This is a genomic window from Bacteroides sp. Marseille-P3684 (assembly GCF_900291465.1).
Classification (GTDB): domain Bacteria; phylum Bacteroidota; class Bacteroidia; order Bacteroidales; family Bacteroidaceae; genus Phocaeicola_A.
This window is the reverse complement of the sequence record NZ_LT985808.1, coordinates 3,187,894-3,204,723: the sequence shown is the minus strand read 5'-3', so window position 1 is coordinate 3,204,723 and position 16,830 is coordinate 3,187,894. Positions and strand designations below refer to the sequence as shown.

The window sequence follows — 16,830 nt, the reverse complement described above, 5'->3', positions numbered from 1 at the left end:
CGATGTCTTTGCGGTCCGGATTACATCAGGCAGAGCAGGAAAAGCGACATGTAGTCTTTGCCCGTCTTGCGCAGGAGGTCATCGCGCAGTTGCTGGATCATACTTGCCTTCTGCTTCTTGACCGCACTCTCCGACACGTGGAGTAAGGCGGCTATTTCAGCATTTTTCAATCCCTGTTCAAAGCTCATGTCAAACAGCCGACGGTACTTCTCCGGAAGCGAACGGATGGCGTCGAACAGCAGGTCGAGCACCTCCTGTTCCAGCAACGAGTGTTGCAGGTCCTCCTCTTCCCGGCTTGCGAGATAGTTCTCTTGCGCCATCTGTTTGCGGAGGATGGAGACGGCGTGGTTGTGGATGCAGGTGTAGAGATAGGACTTGAAGGCTGCAGCATTCTGAAAGGTGCTGCGCATCCGGTAAGTCTTGTAGATGGCGTCCTGCACACAGTCTTCCGACATGAACGAGGCGTCCTCCCCCAAGCAGCGGGAGGCATACGACATCAGTCTCCCGTACAGGGTATGATATAGTGAGTCAATCTTGCCTTGTTGGAAATCTATGAAAATCTCGTCCTCTGTCATCGGTCAGCACATTTCGTGCACAAAAATAGGGAAACAGCAACGAATTTTGAAGATTCTTTGAAAAAAATGCACTTTTCAGCTGTCCTTTTTTACACCCTTTGCGTTTTAGGAGTAAAAGTAAAGACCAGATGGACCATGAACAAACACAGCCGGCAGGCTTCGATGCTTCCGTTTGGAATGCGGAGAAGCTGACGGAGCACCCGCACCGGGTGCATGGAGAGAAAAGACTATGTAATGAATTCATAAACCAAATGACTGACTATGAACAGTAGCAAACGAAAGCTTTTCAGCTTAATTCTGCTGGGTGTCTTGGGTATCCCGGTTTCGGCGCAAGACATCGACACGGTGTATAAGAATACACCCATTGAACAAGTGTTTTCTGACTTGAGGGAGAAAACAAACCACGAGTTTGTCTATCAGAAGCAGATTCTGCAAGGGGTGAAGCCTGTGACCTGTACCCTGAAGGACAAGCGGCTCGAAGAAGTGCTCAACGAAGTGCTGAAAGGCACGGGTCTGACGTACGAGATTGTGGACAACACGGTGATTATCCGCAAGGCGGAGACCAACCGCAAGGCACAACAGACCCACCGCATCTACGGTACGGTTATCTCCAAGGACGACGGACTGCCCATCATCGGTGCTTCCGTACGCTTGCTGGGAGCGGACAACAAGGAGACGACCTTCGGTACGGCAACCGACATTGACGGACGGTTTGAAATCACGGGCTTCACGTTCGGAGCAAACTATAAGGTGCAAATCTCCTACATCGGCATGAAGACGCAGGTGCTGGCAGCCAATGCCGACATGCACGTGGTCCTGGAGAGCGATGCCCAGAAGTTGCAGGACGTCGTGGTGACCGGTATCTTCAAGAAGGCGAAGGAGAGCTATACGGGTGCCGTCTCGACCGTCACGTCCGAGGAACTGGACATGTTCAAAGGGCAGAACTTGCTTCAGACATTGAAAAACATTGACGCTTCTCTGAACTTTGCTGTGAACAACATAGCGGGTAGTAACCCGAATACCCTCCCGCAAATCAACATCCGTGGTAATTCGTCGCTGCCGATGAGTGTCCAGGAGTTCAACGAAAGTGCCTCCAACGCCGTGAACACGCCGCTCATCATCATGGATGGCTTTGAAATCTCGCTGGAGAAGCTCATGGACTACAACGACGAGGAAATCGAGTCCATCAATATCCTGAAGGATGCTGCTGCCACTGCCATCTACGGTTCGCGCGGTTCGAACGGTGTCATCGTCGTCGTGACCAAACAACCCGAGCCGGGCAAGCTCCGCGTGAATGCCGAGGTCGGTCTGGACTTCGAAGTGCCCGACCTCACTTCCTACGACATGCTGAATGCACGGGAGAAACTGGAGCTGGAGAACTCCCTGGACCTCTACACGTCGTCTATCCCTGACAATACGGTTACTTTCCAGAATATTTATAACCGCCGCTTGCGCAAGGTGCAGCAAGGCGTTGACACCGACTGGCTGAGCAAACCGGTCCGTACCGGAGTGGGTTCGCACTACAACGTTCGTCTGGAAGGTGGTAGCGAAGAGTTCCGTTGGAGTGCCACAGCCAACTACAAGGATGTGGAGGGTGCCATGAAGAACTCCTCGCGTCGCACGTTCAACGGGTCTGTCACCTTGATGTACACCGTGAAGAACTTCACCTTCAAGAACTATACTTCCTACGGCATGAGCCGGAGCACCGAGAGCAACTACGGTTCGTTCAGCGATTACGTGGCACAGCAACCCTACAACACCCCCTTCGATGAGAACGGCGACTACGTGGAGTTCTTCGAGGCATTCCGCGGTTCCAGCTGGGGACGTGGAGATTTCAACCCGCTCTATGATGCTTCGTTGGGCTCGTTTGACAAGAGCGGTTACGAGGAGCTGACCAACAACTTTGCCGTCGAGTGGAACATTCTGCCGGAGCTGACTCTGCGCGGACAGTTCGGCATCACGAGCACCACGAACCACAGCGACGTGTTCCTCTCCCCGCGTGACTCCTACTTTACATCCGACACGAATACTTCACCGGAATACTCTACCGACGAGGGCTTCTTCCGCCGTGGTTCGTATGCCTACGGCACCGGGAAGGACTACAGCTACAGCGGCAACCTGACGCTTTCCTACTCGAAGACCTTCCTGGACAAGCACCAGCTCTATGTCGGTCTGGACTACTCCATGAACCAGCAGGACGGCTATTCCTATACATTCAATGTCGAGGGATTCTCCGATGAAAACATGAGCTTCCTGGGCAATGCCCGTCAGTATGCCCTGAACGAGCTCCCGACCGGCAGCAAGACCCTGCAACGCATGATGGGCTTCACGGGCAACGTCAACTATACCTACGACGGACGCTACTATGTGGACATGTCGTACCGTATTGATGGTAGCTCCACCTTCGGAACGGACAAGAAGTATGCTCCCTTCTGGAGTGCCGGTATCGGATGGAACCTGCACAACGAGAAGTTCCTTGCCGGTAACCCGACGCTGAACATCCTGCGTCTGAAGGCTTCCTACGGACAGACCGGTTCGCAACAGGGTTCCGGTTCGGGAGCGACCACCATCTTTGCCTATCAGACGGGTAACAAGTATATGAACTGGACCGGTGCCACATTGAGCGAGTGGGGTAACCCGCGACTGACGTGGCAGACCACCGACGAGTTCAACGTCGGTCTGGAGTTCGGCCTGTGGCAGGGACGCATCAAGGGTGAATTTGACTTTTACACGAAGACCACTTCGAACCTCCTTTCGCAGATGGATATCCCTCTCTCCATGGGCTTCCCTTCGTACATGGCGAATGTGGGTGAAGTGAAGAACAGAGGTTTTGAGGCTTCGCTGAGTGCCTACATCATCCGGGACCAGGCACACGAACTGAACTGGATGGTCAGCGGACAGCTGGTGTATGACAAGAACTGGGTGTCCAAGCTCTCGGAAGCCATCAAGGAGCAGAACGAGGCGATGTTGGCAGATGAGGACTATGAGGTGGCAAACCTGTTCTATGAGGGACGTCCGCAGAACGGTATTTATGCCGTGCGCTCCATGGGTGTCGACCCCAGTACGGGACGTGAAATCTTCCTCGACCGCGATGGAAACCTGACGACGACCTGGAAGGCGGGAGACAAGGTCTACCTGGGACCGGGTTACCAACCCTACCGTGGTAACTTCGGCACGATGCTGATGTGGAAAGGACTGACGCTGAACGTCTCGTTCAACTACTATTGGGGAGGCAAGGCATACAACAGCACCCTGGTAGACCGTGTGGAGGTGACCACCAGTACGTTGGAGTCTTCCAATGTTGACAAGCGTGTATACACCGACCGTTGGATGCAACCGGGCGACGTGACTTTCTTCAAAGGCTTCAGCAACGATGGGACGCAGGCTACCTCCCGCTTCGTGATGGATGACAATGTGCTGGAACTCTCGTCCGTCAGCCTGCAATACCGCTGGGACAGTGACTGGATACGCCGCTATGCCGGTGTGCAGAGCATCACCTTCGGCGTGAACATGTCCGACCTCTTCCACTGGGGCTCCATCAAGATGGAACGTGGAACGAGCTATCCCTATGCACGCAACATTCAGGGAAGCATCAAATTCTTATTCTAAACTCACTTAAAAACAGCAGAACACTATGAGAAAGATATACATACTAGTCCTCCTCCTGACAGCGTTCGGTGCTTCTTCGTGCAACGACTGGCTGGATGTACGTCCCGAGACCGAACAGAAGGAAGACGACCAATTCTCCACGTACAACGGTTTTTGCAGTGCCGTGACCGGTCTCTACATGCTCATGGGGAGCCAGGACATCTATGGCGAGCGGTTGAGCATGACCAACATCGAGTCGTTGGCGAATCTGTGGAACATGACGGACAACACGTACCGGTATGAAGACTACTACCTGATGAAGCACGACTATGAGAATGTGACCTATTCACAGGCTGCCATCAAAGCCATCTATGCCCAGCTCTTCAACACCATCGTACAGGCAAACGTCATCATCAAGCATGTGGACGAGCAGGGCGACGTCATTTTGGACCCCGCTGTCCGTGCCACGATTCAGGGTGAGGCGTACGGCATACGCGCTTACTGTCACCTGGATGTGCTGCGCCTCTTCGGTCAGGTGCCGGGAGGAACGGAGCAGGTGTCACTCCCTTATTCAGAGACAACCAACATCGACGAGATGCCGGCATACTACACCTTCGACGAGTTTGTCGGCAAGTTGAAACAGGACATTGAGAAGGCAGAATCCCTGCTGAAGGACAATGACCCCGTGTTCCAATACTCCTTTACGGCGTTGAACAGTGGTTCCAGCAGTTCGGTGGACGACTTCATGCTTTACCGTCAGTCGCGCATGAACTATTGGGCAGTGAAAGCGTTGGAGGCACGCATGTACCGCTACCTCGGTGATGATGCCAATGCCTACCGTGCAGCCCGGGAAGTCATCGATGCCACGCTGGACGGCAATCCCGTGATGACCATGAGCGGCACGCAGGACTTTGCATCCGGTTACAAGCTGTGTCCCAATGAATGCCTGTTCTATCTGAGCAAGTATGATGTGATGGACTATTCGCAGGACTTCCTGGTGGGTGGCAGCAGTACCAGTTTCGATGAACGAAACAACCTGGGGCTTACTTCGGCCATGCATACCGAGCTTTTCAGCACCGTCAATCCCAACTCCAACAACCGTGCCGGTAACTGCTGGCGTAACAATGTGCCGAACAGTAGCGGACAGATGATGTCCGTCTGCATGAAGTATTATTGGAATACGAATGTGTCCAACGCCATGCTTTACTACCAGATTATCCCGATGCTCCGCATGTCGGAGGTCTACCTCATTGCGATGGAGAGCACCACAGACCTGAACGAGGCGAACAGTCTGTACAATACGTACATGCTGGCACACAACGTGCCCAACATGCCGTCGTTTACTTCTGCCGATGACCTGAAGGACTTCATCGTCGACGAATACCGGCGCGAGTTCTATGCCGAAGGACAGATGTTCTACACCTACAAGCGTCTGAACAGCACCTCGATGCTGTGGCGCGACGAACCGGTAGGGGAGAGCGAATACATCCTTCCGTTGCCTACAACCGAATATAATCCCAACCGTTAAACCCTTGTTTTGAAGACTTATGAAAAGACTCATTCATACACTGTCCGCCCTTGCCTGTCTGCTGGCAACGGCTTCCTGTGAGAAGGACCTCACCCCGATTGTCCTGGAGGAGCCACGGCTCAACTTCATCTATTATAATTACAACGGAGAGGTGACCCTTGCCGAAGACATCGAAGAGAATATGCTGGAGACTGCCTACTCATTTGCCTTGCGCAGTGCCACCGTCGGTGAAGAGCTGACCACCGACACGGTATGGTTTGAAGTGGGGACCATGGGACGTCTGTTTGACTACGACCGTCCGGTAGAGCTGGAGCAGATATCCACCGGTGAAGCCGATGCCGTTCCGGGCGTACATTTTGTTCCCTTCGACGACCCGCAATTGCTGTCGAAATCCTTTATCCCCGCCAATCAGAACAAGGCGCTCATCCCCATCGTGGTGCTGCGTGATGCTTCATTGGATGACGGCAATGTCAACTTGCAGTTCACCTTCAAGGACAACGGCTACTTCAAGCCGGGTTACGAAGCCTTCTCCACCCACACGCTGGTCATCAGCAGTCACATGGCCAAACCGGCTAACTGGGATACTCATTATGGCGACAACAACTTTGGTACTTATACCGAGCTGAAACACCAGTTGATGATCGAATGGACCGGAAACAGCTGGGATGAGGATTATCTGGACGAACTGTTTGCCGGCGATTCGAACTACGTCACCTACCTCAGCCAGTGGTTCATCGAGAAGTTGGAGGAAGAAAATCAAAAACGTCTGGACGCCGGACTCGACATCTACAGAGAACCCGACGGCGAACCGGTATCTTTCGACCCTGAACCCTGGTACTAATCATCACTAAAAACGCATTGAATCATGAAAAAGATATTCTACCCCTTACTGTTCATGCTCCTCTCGTTTTCCGCCTGTACGGAAGATGACTCGACCCTGGCTACGCTCGACGTCAGCGACATTGTGATTGAAAACCTGGAAGAGGAGTACAGCGTCCGTTCATACGTCGGCATCAACCTGAAGGATGTCATCAAACCGACGGTCCAGACAGCTTACGCAGCAGATGACCTGACGTATACCTGGTATCTGTTTGATGCTACTGCTGTTAATATCGATTACCGGGATTATCTGATATCGACGGACAAGGAACCTGATTATGTCGTGGAGCTTCCTTCGGGAGACTATCGGGTCGTGCTCGAAGTGCGTGCGCAGAGCAATGATTTTGCGCAGTATGCTTCCGTCCTGTTGCACACCTCCACCAGCTATTCGCAAGGTTTTTACATTCTGAAGGAGACGCCGGACGGCAATACGGACCTTGACTGCTACAACGAAGAACTGCTGACGGATGTCATAGAAGTCGGCACGGGTGCCCCCATGAAGGGAAAGCCCTGTAACCTGTCCATCCTCTATAATGGAGAGTATGTCGACCCGGGAAGCAACGAACTGGCTGTGGACAACTTCGTTCATGTCACGACGGAGAGCCGAGATTACAAGGGATTCCGTTCGGAGGACCTGACTGAGGTGTTCAACCGCGACAACCTGTTCTTCAGCGGTCCGATGGATGACAATGAGATTCCCTATGGTTATTTCATGGCTTACTTCTACCAGTGCTACATCTCCAACACCGGCATACGTTCCTATGGGGCAACCTTCTCCGGTGAGGCTGAGAGTACCGGAAAACTGGGATATCCCTCTTGTGCTGGTGGCAGCAAGTTCGTCCAGATTATCGGATGGACAAACGGAATCATGTATTGGAGCAATACTGAACATCGGTTGATGATTGCCGACTTCAATGTGTCCTCTTCCACCGTTGCAACCGATACATCCGGGGAGGATATCCAGAGCGATTATCCGACGGACTTGGAATGCCTGGCTTCCGGTGTAAATTCTACCGGGGGAACCAATCTCGGATGGTTCCTGTGCGAGTCGCCGTCCAAGGGCGAACGCTACCTGATACAGAGCAATTCGTTGGGAAATGCCATCGAACGGATTGTCACCCTCGACTCCTCTCTCCATCTGGCAAAGAGCGACATCGTGGCGGCTAACGGACGTACGGCTTCCTACATCTACTGTGTGGACGGGAACAAGTTGTATGCCTACAGTCTGACGCAGGGTACGGAACTGGAAATCCCGTTGACCGGCATTCCGACGTCGGAAACCGTGACCTTCGTGACCAACCAGTATCTCGGTTTCCTGGGGATGATAAGCGCGACGTACAATTTCGACACATTCATTGTCGGCACGCAGGAGGGATACAATTACAAGCTGTATTTCTACGAAGAAGAGCAGATGAACGGCGGACAGCCCATTGCTGCTCCGGGACTGACCCTGGAAGGTACGGGCAAGGTGAAGTCGGTACGCTATCTCTCTCCGCAAAAGGATATCACCGGAAGTAACCTGGGATTTGAAGAGATGCTGGGCAATACGAACACGTTCCCCTTCTCGGACTAATCTGCCAAACCTACTGTCAGTTGGCAAGGAGTGGACCCGTCCGTTTGTCTCCTTGCCAACTGTAACCTGCAAAAGTTGAAAACCTAAAATAACCTGTATGAAAAAACAAATTCTCACAGCCCTGGCAGCCCTCCTGGCGCTGCCGGGCTTGGCTCAGACTAATTTCCGCTCCATCACGTTCGATGAAGCATTGGCAGCCGCCAAGGCTGAAAACAAGATGGTGTTCATTGACTTCTACACCGACTGGTGCGGTCCCTGCAAGATGATGACACGCGATGTGTTCCCGCAGAAGGCGGTGGGCGACTACATGAACGAGAAGTTCGTCTGCATCAAGCTCAACTCTGAAAAGGAGGGGAAGGAACTGGCAGACCTTTATAAAGTGCAGTACCTGCCGACGTTCATTGTCCTGAATACGGACAAGAAGGTCCTTCTGACCAAGACCGGTTATGAAGAAGGGCAGGCTTTCATCAATGACATCGACCGTCGGATAGATCCGAACAAGAGTCCGGAGAAGCTGAAGGCACGTTATGATGGTGGCGAACGTACACCGGAACTCATTGCTGCCTATGCGTCGCTGAAGATGGCGGAGGCAAACGAGTCGAGACAACGTTCGGAAAGGGAGGCTAAAGCCAAGGAAGCTGCCGATATGGTGCGCGACTACTACAAGGGATTGGGTGATGCCGACCGCTTGTCGCCGAAGAATCTGTTCGTGTACCAGCAATTCGTCGAGTCGCCGACGGATGAGGCTGCCCGTTTCATGGTGGAGCACCGGAATGAATTTGATGCTGACATGCGTCAGGAGATAGAGGGCATTATCTCCCGCTTGTATCAATCACAGGTGTACGGTTCTTTCTCGGGAAGTATTCCTTATGATGCAGCAGCCTATGAGTTGACAAAGGGTGATGTGAACCGGCTCGGACTGAACACGGATAAAAAATACGACGCCTGCTTCCGTTTCATCGAATGTCATGCCCAGGGAGACCTGAATGCCTACCTGGACTTGTGCGAGAAGGAATATGCTTCGCTGGACGAGACGTTGCAGAGTCTGCTGACATCCAACCTTGCCAAGCTGGTCAAGACCGATGACCCTGCCATCCGTCAGCGTGCTGCCAGGTTCCTCCGCGACCGTATTGGCGGAATGAGCACCAATGACATGCTCTTTGCCGTCTATCAGCTGACGGAGCTGGAAGGCCGCGACTCAAAGTAACAACCGATTTTTTTTTTGTTTGGGTTTAATAACACAGCGAAGGGCCGTGTCAAGATGATGAGTCTTGATGACGGCTCTTTTCGTTTATTTGCTTTCCCTATACTGCAGGTTCGGGTTCCCGTACGATTTGCAGATTTAAGGCATTTTCGATTTTGCACAGTGTCTCCAGCGAGAGGTTTTCTTTGCCACGAAGCACTTTGGAGACATATTGCTGACTGCATCCCATGCGTTCAGCAAGTTTAGTTTGGGTCAACCCAAGTTCCTCCATACGGTTCAGCATCTTTATGGCTATCATTTGGGAATATCTTACCCATTCTTTATCAGCCTGCCGTTGTTCTGCTTCTTTCCTCCAGTTCGATGGCGTTGTCGAGGAATAAGCTTCCAGTTTCTCTAGTACAGCGTTCATAATGACCTCCTTTTTATTACAGTTCACTCATGTAGTCAATAAAACTCTCGTTATCGATGATATGTTCATTGAGTAAGAAATTGCGCACTTGTTCCATCTTTTGCAGTTTCTCCACAAAGGTGTATACAACTTATAGATTGTACAACTTTTAGTAGTTAAATATCCAATAGTTATGATAAAGGATAGCACAATATATTCATCCCAAGGAACATCTCAGCCATGTATTTTTCCAGGATTTTAGCAAATTCCTTGCAAAAGTCATCCGTCATATAATAAATCTCCGTAATTTTAGCCAACGGTTTGTGTATGTGCCGCTGCCGTAAAATGTATGGTAGCTGGTTCTGGTGGTCAACGGTGTTGTGCAAACGGAGGACAGGAAGGGAGGTTCGCACTTGTTACAACTCAGCATTTCATACGTGCTTCGTAGCAAGAAAGATTATCGTGGCAAAGGAGCTGCAAAAGAGGAACAAGAGCGTCTTGGCCAATAGTAAACTCTACTGTCATTTTGCTCCCTCAAACATCGTATTCGCTTCCTTTATTTCCCAAATACACCATTTCAGCTAACGCGTACTTTTCGAAAATCAGTCAAACCAGCTCGCAATTGCAAATGAATGCAAACGAAAATGCCGGAAAAAGCGTCTTATTTTAGAAAACTATACAGTTGAATTTCGGAATCTTTACATTTTGATGCCCGAACAATATTGTTTCGTCCGCGAAACACTTGTGTTTGACTCGTCAAACAATATAGTTTCATCTCTCAAACAATATTGTTTCGTCCGCGAAAGTCAAATCTTTGGAGAAGGAAATGCAAAAAGTGCAAGTTTCATTCGCTGGAAGGGGAGGTGTGTCAATAAATCGGAAGCTTTCATAAAGCGTACTTCAGGAAGCGGAAGATGTCAGTCGGGAAAGACACAGGGCTTGGGACCTTCCTGCATGGCAGTATTCGGGTCGAACCGACGGCAATCTGTATTTTGCAAATCGCCTGAGAATGCCACGAAATCCACCAAATCGTATTTTGGTGCAGGCGTGGGCAGTCTCAGCGCCTTCGTTTGACATTTTGTCAAATGCCTCCTGCACGACACGGCGGGCGAGCAGACCGCTCGCCCCTACACATTCCTTTTTGTTTACTTGGCAAAGGCTTCATGGTCCCGCCTATGCAAAAAGTCATTATCTTTGCAACGCTTAATTCAAGATACTGACTATGCCTTTAAATTTACCTGACAGACTGCCGGCCATCGAACTGTTGAAGAAAGAGAACATCTTCGTTTTCGACCATTCGCGTGCGAGCCGGCAGGACATCCGTCCGCTGCGCATCGTGGTGCTCAACCTGATGCCGCTGAAAATCACCACAGAGACCGACCTCGTGCGTCTGCTGTCGAACACACCGCTCCAGATTGAGCTGTCGTTCATGAAGCTGCGCAGCCATACGCCGAAGAACACGCCCGTCGAACACATGAAAGCCTTTTACAAGGATTTCGAACTGATGCGCAACGAACGTTTCGACGGGATGATTATCACGGGGGCGCCTGTCGAGCAGATGCCTTTCGAGGAGGTGAGCTACTGGAGCGAGGTGTCTGCCATCTTCGACTGGGCACGGACGCATGTCACCTCTACCTTATATATATGTTGGGCGGCACAGGCAGGGCTGTATCACCACTACGGTGTCCCCAAGCATGACCTGCCGCACAAGATGTTCGGCATCTTCGAGCATACGGTCAACCGTCCGCTGCTGCCCATCTTCCGTGGGTTCGACGACGTGTTCCATGTTCCCCACAGCCGCCATACGGAGATACGTCGGGAGGACATCGAGCGTTGCCCCGAGCTGGACATCCTCTCCGAATCGCCCGAAGCTGGGGTCTACATGGTCATGGCAAGAGGCGGACGGGAGTTCTTCGTGACGGGACATTCCGAGTATTCCCCCTACACGCTCGACGGGGAGTACAAGCGCGACCTGGCGAAAGGGCTGCCCATCGACATGCCGCGGAACTATTATCGCGGCGATGACCCTTCGCAGCCCCCGTTGGTGCGCTGGCGTGCCCATGCCAACCTGCTCTTCTCCAACTGGCTGAACTATTACGTTTATCAGGAAACTCCCTACGACATTAACGAGATACGCTGATGAAACCACGCAAAATCGAACTGCTGGCACCTGCCCGGAACCTGGAGTGCGGACGGGCAGCCGTGGACCACGGAGCCGATGCCGTCTACATCGGTGCTCCCCGTTTCGGGGCACGTGCCGCTGCCGGCAACACGCTGGAGGACATTGCTGCCCTGGTGGACTATGCCCACCTCTTCCGCGTCCGCATCTACGTGACGGTGAACACCATCCTGCGCGACGAGGAGCTGGCGGAGACGCAGGAGATGATTTGGGAGCTTTACCGCATCGGGGTGGATGCCCTCATCGTGCAGGACATGGGCATCCTGAAGCTCGACCTTCCGCCCATCCCGCTCCATGCGAGCACGCAGATGGACAACCGGACGCCCGAGAAGGTACGCTTCCTGGCTGATACGGGGTTCCGTCAGGTAGTCCTGGCACGCGAGCTGGAACTGGGCGAGATACGCCGCATCCATGAGGAGTGCCCCGATGTGCCGTTGGAGGTCTTTGTGCACGGTGCCCTGTGCGTGAGCTACAGCGGACAGTGCTACGTCTCCCAGGCATGCTTTGGGCGCAGTGCCAATCGCGGTGAGTGTGCCCAGTTCTGCCGCCTTGCCTTCGACATGGAGGACGCTGACGGACGGAAAATCGTGCGCGACAAGCACCTCCTCTCGCTCAAGGACCTCAACCAGAGCGACCGCCTGGAGGAGCTGCTCGATGCCGGTGCCACGTCGCTCAAGATTGAGGGACGGCTGAAGGACGTGGCTTATGTGAAGAACGTCACCGCTGCCTATCGCCGCAAGCTCGACGAGCTGTTCAGCCGACGGAAGGAGTACGTGCGTGCCTCGTCGGGCGAGGTCCGGCTGGACTTCCGTCCGCAGCTCGACAAGAGCTTCAGCCGCGGCTTCACCCACTACTTCCTGGACGGACGCAACATGGATATCTTCTCGTTCGATACGCCCAAGTCGCTGGGCGAGGAGATGGGCACGGTGAAGGAGGTGCGCGGCAACTGGCTGACCGTGGCTGGCGTGAAGCCGTTCAACAATGGCGACGGGCTGTGCTTCATCGACGAGCGCGGCAAGTTGCAGGGCTTCCGTGTGAACCGTGCCGAGGGCAACCGGCTCTATCCGCAGGAGATGCCGCGCATCAAGCCCCGCACCGTGCTCTTCCGCAACTACGACCAGGCGTTCGACAAGGCACTCTCGCACAAGACTGCCGAGCGGCGCATCCGGGTGGACATCGAGCTGGGCGAGTGTCCCTTCGGCTTCATGTTGGGCATGACTGACGAAGACGGACTGCGTGCCGTCCTGAGCTTTGACTACCCGAAGGAGCCTGCCCGCACCCCGCAGGCGGACAACCTGCGCCGTCAGCTGGACAAGCTGGGCAACACGCCATTCGAGCCTTCCGCCATCCGCCTGTCCCTGTCGGGTGAATGGTTCATCCCGGCATCGGTCCTGACGGACTGGCGTCGTCGGGTGGTCGACAAGCTGTTGCAGGTGCGCCGGATGACCTGTCCGCGTGAGACGGCACGCATCAGCCGCCGTCCCGTGCCCTTCCCCGTGCAGGAGCTGACCTACCTGGGCAATGTGATGAACGGACAGGCGGAGCAGTTCTACCGCGAACGCGGAGTCCTGCGCATCGCTCCCGCCTTTGAGAAACGTCCGCCGAAGGACGCCGTGCTGATGTTCTGCAAGCACTGCCTGCGCTACAGCATGGGCTGGTGTCCGGTGCGTCAGAAGGGGCGTTCCCCCTACCGCGAGCCTTACTACCTGGTCGCTTCCGACGAACGACGTTTCCGCCTCGACTTCGATTGCAAGAACTGCCAGATGAAAGTGTCCCATGAAACTGATTGAGTGGATAGGAACGTTGCTTGTCGTGGGCTTCCTGCTGGTGTCGTGTCACTATCCGGAGCCGGACTACTCGGTGTGGGACCTCACACGTGAGCAGCGCGACTCGCTGGAGTTCCGCTCCACCCACCATTACGGCGTGAACTACAACTTCAAGGTGCTCGCCGACTCGCTGCCCCTGCGCGAGATGCTCAGCGCCGACTCCCTGTGGGTCCGCCGTGGTGACGTGCTGGTGGTGGCGGACTTTGCCCGCATGACGTCCGACACGGTCCATGCCGTATGGATCAAGGTGGCACGCGACCAGCACACCATGGGGTGGGTGCCCGAGGAACATCTGCTCGAGAGTGTCGTCCCGGTCGACCCCATCTCACAGTTCATCCACTGGTTCTCCAGCCTGCGCAACCGGGTCTTCCTGTTCATCGGCTGCGCCTTCATCCTGTTCTACCTCGTCCGGCGGTCGCGCCGCAAGTCGTCCACACGCTCGTCGGTGACTGCCTCCCGTGTGGACAGCATCTATCCCGCCGTGCTGTGCATCTGCATCGTGCTGTCGGCGACGCTCTATGCCAGCATGCAACGCTTCGTGCCCGAGACGTGGGTACACTACTACTTCAACCCTACGCTCAACCCCTTCGGGCTGCCCCTCCTGCTGGCGCTGTTCATCGCGTCGGTGTGGGCGGTCCTCCTGTCTGCCCTGGCACTGGTCGACGACCTGTTCCATCAGCTCGACTTCTCCACGTCGTTGCTCTACCTGCTCGGACTGGGTACCCTGTGCCTGTTCCTCTACATGATTGTCACGTGGAGCGTCTACTACTACGTGGGCTATGCCCTGTCGGCAGCCTTCTTCTTCTACACCGTGCGCTACCTCCTGCGCACCAGTTTCTCTACCTATGTATGCGGTCACTGCGGCGCCCGTCTGTCCCGGAAAGGCGTCTGTCCCCACTGCGGCTGGGACAATGAGTGAAAATTGTCGTGCGTTTCAAATTCTTTTCAGAATTGCCGTCTAGCTTTGCCTTCAGAAATACCAAAAGCAACAAGACTATGAAGACAAGAAGACTGACAACTGTGAAGAGTATCCAATGGATGAGAGTAGCCACGCTGTGTGTGGCAGGCATGTTCGCATTCACGGCATGTGATGACGACGAGGACAAGTTCGCTGCCCCCGAAGCCGTCCAGGCAGCCTTCAGCCAGCAGTATTCCGGTGCCACACGGGTGGAGTGGGAGTATGAGCGCAGCGGCTATATCGTGGCAGAGTTCTGGAAGGACAACAAGGAGCACGATGCCTGGTACACGGCAGACGGCAGCTGGATGATGACCGAGATTGACCACGGACGCAACATCGACGCGTTGCCGCAGGCCGTACGCGACGGGTTCTATACCAGCGCGTATGCCCAGTGGGTGGTGGACGACATCGACGAGATACAGCGTCCCGACTACGAGGCAATCTTCAAGATTGAGGTGGAGCAGCGCGGTCAGCAGGACCATGACCTGTACTTCGACACCAACGGCACCCTCTTCCGCGACGTGACCGACCAGGACGACGACCGCAACGAGAGTCTGCTGCCGTCACAGAAGCCTTCCGCCATCGAGGACTTCATCAACGGACGCTATGCCGGTGCCCGCATCGTGGACATCGACCGGGAACAGGGCGGCTATGAGGTGGACGTGATTTATGACGGGAAGAGCATCGAGCTGCGTTTTGACTCCTCCTATAGCTGGTTGTGGAGTAAGACGGACTGCGGACGGGACATCCCTGCTGTCGTGACGAATGCGCTCAGTGGCAAGTACGCCGGCTACCGCATCGATGATTGCGACTGGGTGGAGACGGCGTCCGGCGAGAGCTATTACCTGGTTGACCTGGACAATTACGAAATGGACGTCCGCATCACCGAAGACGGACAGACTTCCGAGGTGAGGGACTGAGTGAACGGATACACGTGCCTTCTCCCTCCTCATCCTGGGGGAGAGACAGGCAATGAAGCCGGCTTAGATGGACCTAAGTATGATACTTAGCCTACCTAAGTATTATACTTAGGGTGCCAAAGTATTATACTTTGGTCCATCTAAGTCCGGCTTGTTCATTGTCTGTCCCTGGGGTTGATGAGGTCAATCCCCGTGTTGTTGTGCTGCACGGAGCAGCCCTTCCACGATGGAAGCCGGTGCGCGGAAAGTCGTGCCGTGCTTGTGCCCCTGCGGGAAGGACACCTGGTCGGTGACGTCGGTGAAGTGGATGAAGTCGCGCGTGGTGCTGGCACCGTAGATGTGCCGGCGGTAGAGGTCGTAATAGATGTAGTAGGTGTCGCCCACCCGGCTGACGGACGGACCTTCGGCGAAGATGCCCGTGAAGGGGCGCGACAGCGGATTGGTGTACGGACCTTCGGCATTCCGGGCAAAGGCTACGCGCAGGTTGCTGTTTGCCTTGCGGTTGTCCTTCGCCACGAGCACATAGTCCCCGTCGCCCCGTTTCACGATGAAGCCGTCGATGCAGCTGTAGCCCGCATCATAGAGCAGGCGGGGAGAGGAGAACTCGGTAAAGTCGCGTGTGGTGACGTAGTAGAGGCGGTGGTAGTCACCGTGTTCGTTGCGCCGTCCGGTGCAGGTGCCGTCGTTCACGACGGCGGTATAGACAATCAGGAATTGCCCTTTCACTTCGTCGTAGAACAGCTCCGGCGCCCACACGCTGTAGGTGTCCGCCACGTGGTCCATCACGGGGATGCGCCGTTGCTCGCTCCAGTGTATCAGGTCCTTCGAGGAGGCATAGCCGATGCCCGTGTCGCCTTTCCACGCGATGGTCCACACCAGGTGGAACGTTCCGTCGGGTCCGCGTCGGATGGACGGGTCGCGCAGGATGCCGGCACCCAGCTTCGGGGCAAGCCACGTGCCGGGAATGCTGTCCCAGCGGATGCCGTCGGTGCTGTAGAGCAGGCGAAGCCCTTCGTCAGCCGGTTCGTGGAAGGAGGTGGAGAGGTAGTAGTCTGTTTCGGGAGTAGAGGCGGAAGCGGACGGGGGCTGTGCCGTTGCCGTCAGTGAAATGGCGGAGAGCAGGAGTGCCCCCGCGAGCAGGGAGTGTAGTCTTTTCATTGTGTCTCGTGTTTGTCGGGGTGCAAAGGTAAGGATATTCATGGAACATCCGCG

13 protein-coding genes are annotated in these 16,830 nt (G+C 54.5%); 10 read left to right on the top strand and 3 right to left on the bottom strand.

Going from position 1 to position 16,830, the window contains the following annotated elements; all coding sequences use genetic code 11:
• Window positions 1-20: 20 nt before the first annotated feature.
• Window positions 21-575: an RNA polymerase sigma factor gene (locus tag C8275_RS12700; protein WP_106625428.1), complete on the bottom strand. Its 555-nt coding sequence runs from the start codon at window positions 573-575 to the stop codon at window positions 21-23.
• Between the two features lie 128 nt (window positions 576-703).
• On the opposite strand from C8275_RS12700, the gene C8275_RS14665 reads away from it, so the two are divergent.
• The 6 genes from C8275_RS14665 to C8275_RS12675 all read left to right on the top strand — a co-directional run bounded on the left by C8275_RS14665 (window position 704) and on the right by C8275_RS12675 (window position 9,350).
• Entirely contained in the window at window positions 704-847 is a 144-nt protein-coding gene (locus C8275_RS14665; RefSeq protein ID WP_157948268.1) for a hypothetical protein, read from the top strand.
• Window positions 837-4,184, top strand: a complete 3,348-nt coding sequence (locus C8275_RS12695; RefSeq protein WP_106625427.1) for a SusC/RagA family TonB-linked outer membrane protein — start codon at window positions 837-839, stop codon at window positions 4,182-4,184. The genes C8275_RS14665 and C8275_RS12695 overlap by 11 nt, the downstream gene beginning before the upstream one ends.
• A gap of 25 nt (window positions 4,185-4,209) precedes the next feature.
• Entirely contained in the window at window positions 4,210-5,691 is a 1,482-nt protein-coding gene (locus tag C8275_RS12690) for a RagB/SusD family nutrient uptake outer membrane protein (RefSeq protein ID WP_106625426.1), read from the top strand.
• 19 nt (window positions 5,692-5,710) lie between these two features.
• Window positions 5,711-6,532: a DUF4843 domain-containing protein gene (locus C8275_RS12685; protein WP_106625425.1), complete on the top strand. Its 822-nt coding sequence runs from the start codon at window positions 5,711-5,713 to the stop codon at window positions 6,530-6,532.
• 24 nt (window positions 6,533-6,556) lie between these two features.
• A complete protein-coding gene (locus tag C8275_RS12680) occupies window positions 6,557-8,143 on the top strand; it encodes a PKD-like family lipoprotein (protein WP_106625424.1) in 1,587 nt (528 codons plus the stop codon).
• A gap of 97 nt (window positions 8,144-8,240) precedes the next feature.
• Window positions 8,241-9,350, top strand: coding sequence for a thioredoxin family protein (locus C8275_RS12675; protein WP_106625423.1), 1,110 nt, complete (start codon window positions 8,241-8,243; stop codon window positions 9,348-9,350).
• A gap of 97 nt (window positions 9,351-9,447) precedes the next feature.
• Here C8275_RS12675 and C8275_RS12670 read toward each other — a convergent pair whose 3' ends face one another.
• Window positions 9,448-9,756 carry a helix-turn-helix domain-containing protein gene (locus C8275_RS12670; RefSeq protein ID WP_106625422.1) on the bottom strand — a complete coding sequence of 103 codons (309 nt, stop codon included), beginning with the start codon at window positions 9,754-9,756 and terminating at the stop codon, window positions 9,448-9,450.
• Between the two features lie 1,201 nt (window positions 9,757-10,957).
• On the opposite strand from C8275_RS12670, the gene metA reads away from it, so the two are divergent.
• From metA to C8275_RS12645, 4 genes are all read left to right on the top strand, one after another.
• Window positions 10,958-11,875 (top strand): homoserine O-succinyltransferase, encoded by a 918-nt coding sequence (metA, locus tag C8275_RS12660; RefSeq protein ID WP_106625420.1) that lies wholly within the window; start codon window positions 10,958-10,960, stop codon window positions 11,873-11,875.
• A complete protein-coding gene (locus C8275_RS12655; RefSeq protein WP_106625419.1) occupies window positions 11,872-13,704 on the top strand; it encodes a U32 family peptidase in 1,833 nt (610 codons plus the stop codon). The genes metA and C8275_RS12655 overlap by 4 nt, the downstream gene beginning before the upstream one ends.
• On the top strand, window positions 13,691-14,659 hold the full coding sequence (locus C8275_RS12650) for a hypothetical protein (RefSeq protein ID WP_106625418.1): 969 nt from the start codon (window positions 13,691-13,693) through the stop codon (window positions 14,657-14,659). The genes C8275_RS12655 and C8275_RS12650 overlap by 14 nt, the downstream gene beginning before the upstream one ends.
• Window positions 14,660-14,736: 77 nt before the next feature.
• Window positions 14,737-15,618, top strand: coding sequence for a PepSY-like domain-containing protein (locus tag C8275_RS12645; protein ID WP_106625417.1), 882 nt, complete (start codon window positions 14,737-14,739; stop codon window positions 15,616-15,618).
• Between the two features lie 183 nt (window positions 15,619-15,801).
• Here C8275_RS12645 and C8275_RS12640 read toward each other — a convergent pair whose 3' ends face one another.
• Entirely contained in the window at window positions 15,802-16,776 is a 975-nt protein-coding gene (locus tag C8275_RS12640; protein WP_106625416.1) for a glycoside hydrolase family 43 protein, read from the bottom strand.
• Window positions 16,777-16,830 lie beyond the last annotated feature (54 nt).

Excerpts from the sequence above, each read along its gene's own strand:
- C8275_RS12670 (WP_106625422.1), bottom strand. The coding sequence starts at position 9,756 with ATGAACGCTGTACTAGAGAAACTGGAAGCTTATTCCTCGACAACGCCA.
- C8275_RS12700 (WP_106625428.1), bottom strand. The coding sequence starts at position 575 with ATGACAGAGGACGAGATTTTCATAGATTTCCAACAAGGCAAGATTGAC.
- C8275_RS12645 (WP_106625417.1), top strand. The coding sequence starts at position 14,737 with ATGAAGACAAGAAGACTGACAACTGTGAAGAGTATCCAATGGATGAGA.
- metA (WP_106625420.1), top strand. The coding sequence starts at position 10,958 with ATGCCTTTAAATTTACCTGACAGACTGCCGGCCATCGAACTGTTGAAG.
- C8275_RS12675 (WP_106625423.1), top strand. The coding sequence starts at position 8,241 with ATGAAAAAACAAATTCTCACAGCCCTGGCAGCCCTCCTGGCGCTGCCG.
- C8275_RS12640 (WP_106625416.1), bottom strand. The coding sequence starts at position 16,776 with ATGAAAAGACTACACTCCCTGCTCGCGGGGGCACTCCTGCTCTCCGCC.
- C8275_RS12680 (WP_106625424.1), top strand. The coding sequence starts at position 6,557 with ATGAAAAAGATATTCTACCCCTTACTGTTCATGCTCCTCTCGTTTTCC.
- C8275_RS12650 (WP_106625418.1), top strand. The coding sequence starts at position 13,691 with ATGAAACTGATTGAGTGGATAGGAACGTTGCTTGTCGTGGGCTTCCTG.
- C8275_RS12685 (WP_106625425.1), top strand. The coding sequence starts at position 5,711 with ATGAAAAGACTCATTCATACACTGTCCGCCCTTGCCTGTCTGCTGGCA.
- C8275_RS14665 (WP_157948268.1), top strand. The coding sequence starts at position 704 with ATGGACCATGAACAAACACAGCCGGCAGGCTTCGATGCTTCCGTTTGG.
- C8275_RS12690 (WP_106625426.1), top strand. The coding sequence starts at position 4,210 with ATGAGAAAGATATACATACTAGTCCTCCTCCTGACAGCGTTCGGTGCT.
- C8275_RS12695 (WP_106625427.1), top strand. The coding sequence starts at position 837 with ATGAACAGTAGCAAACGAAAGCTTTTCAGCTTAATTCTGCTGGGTGTC.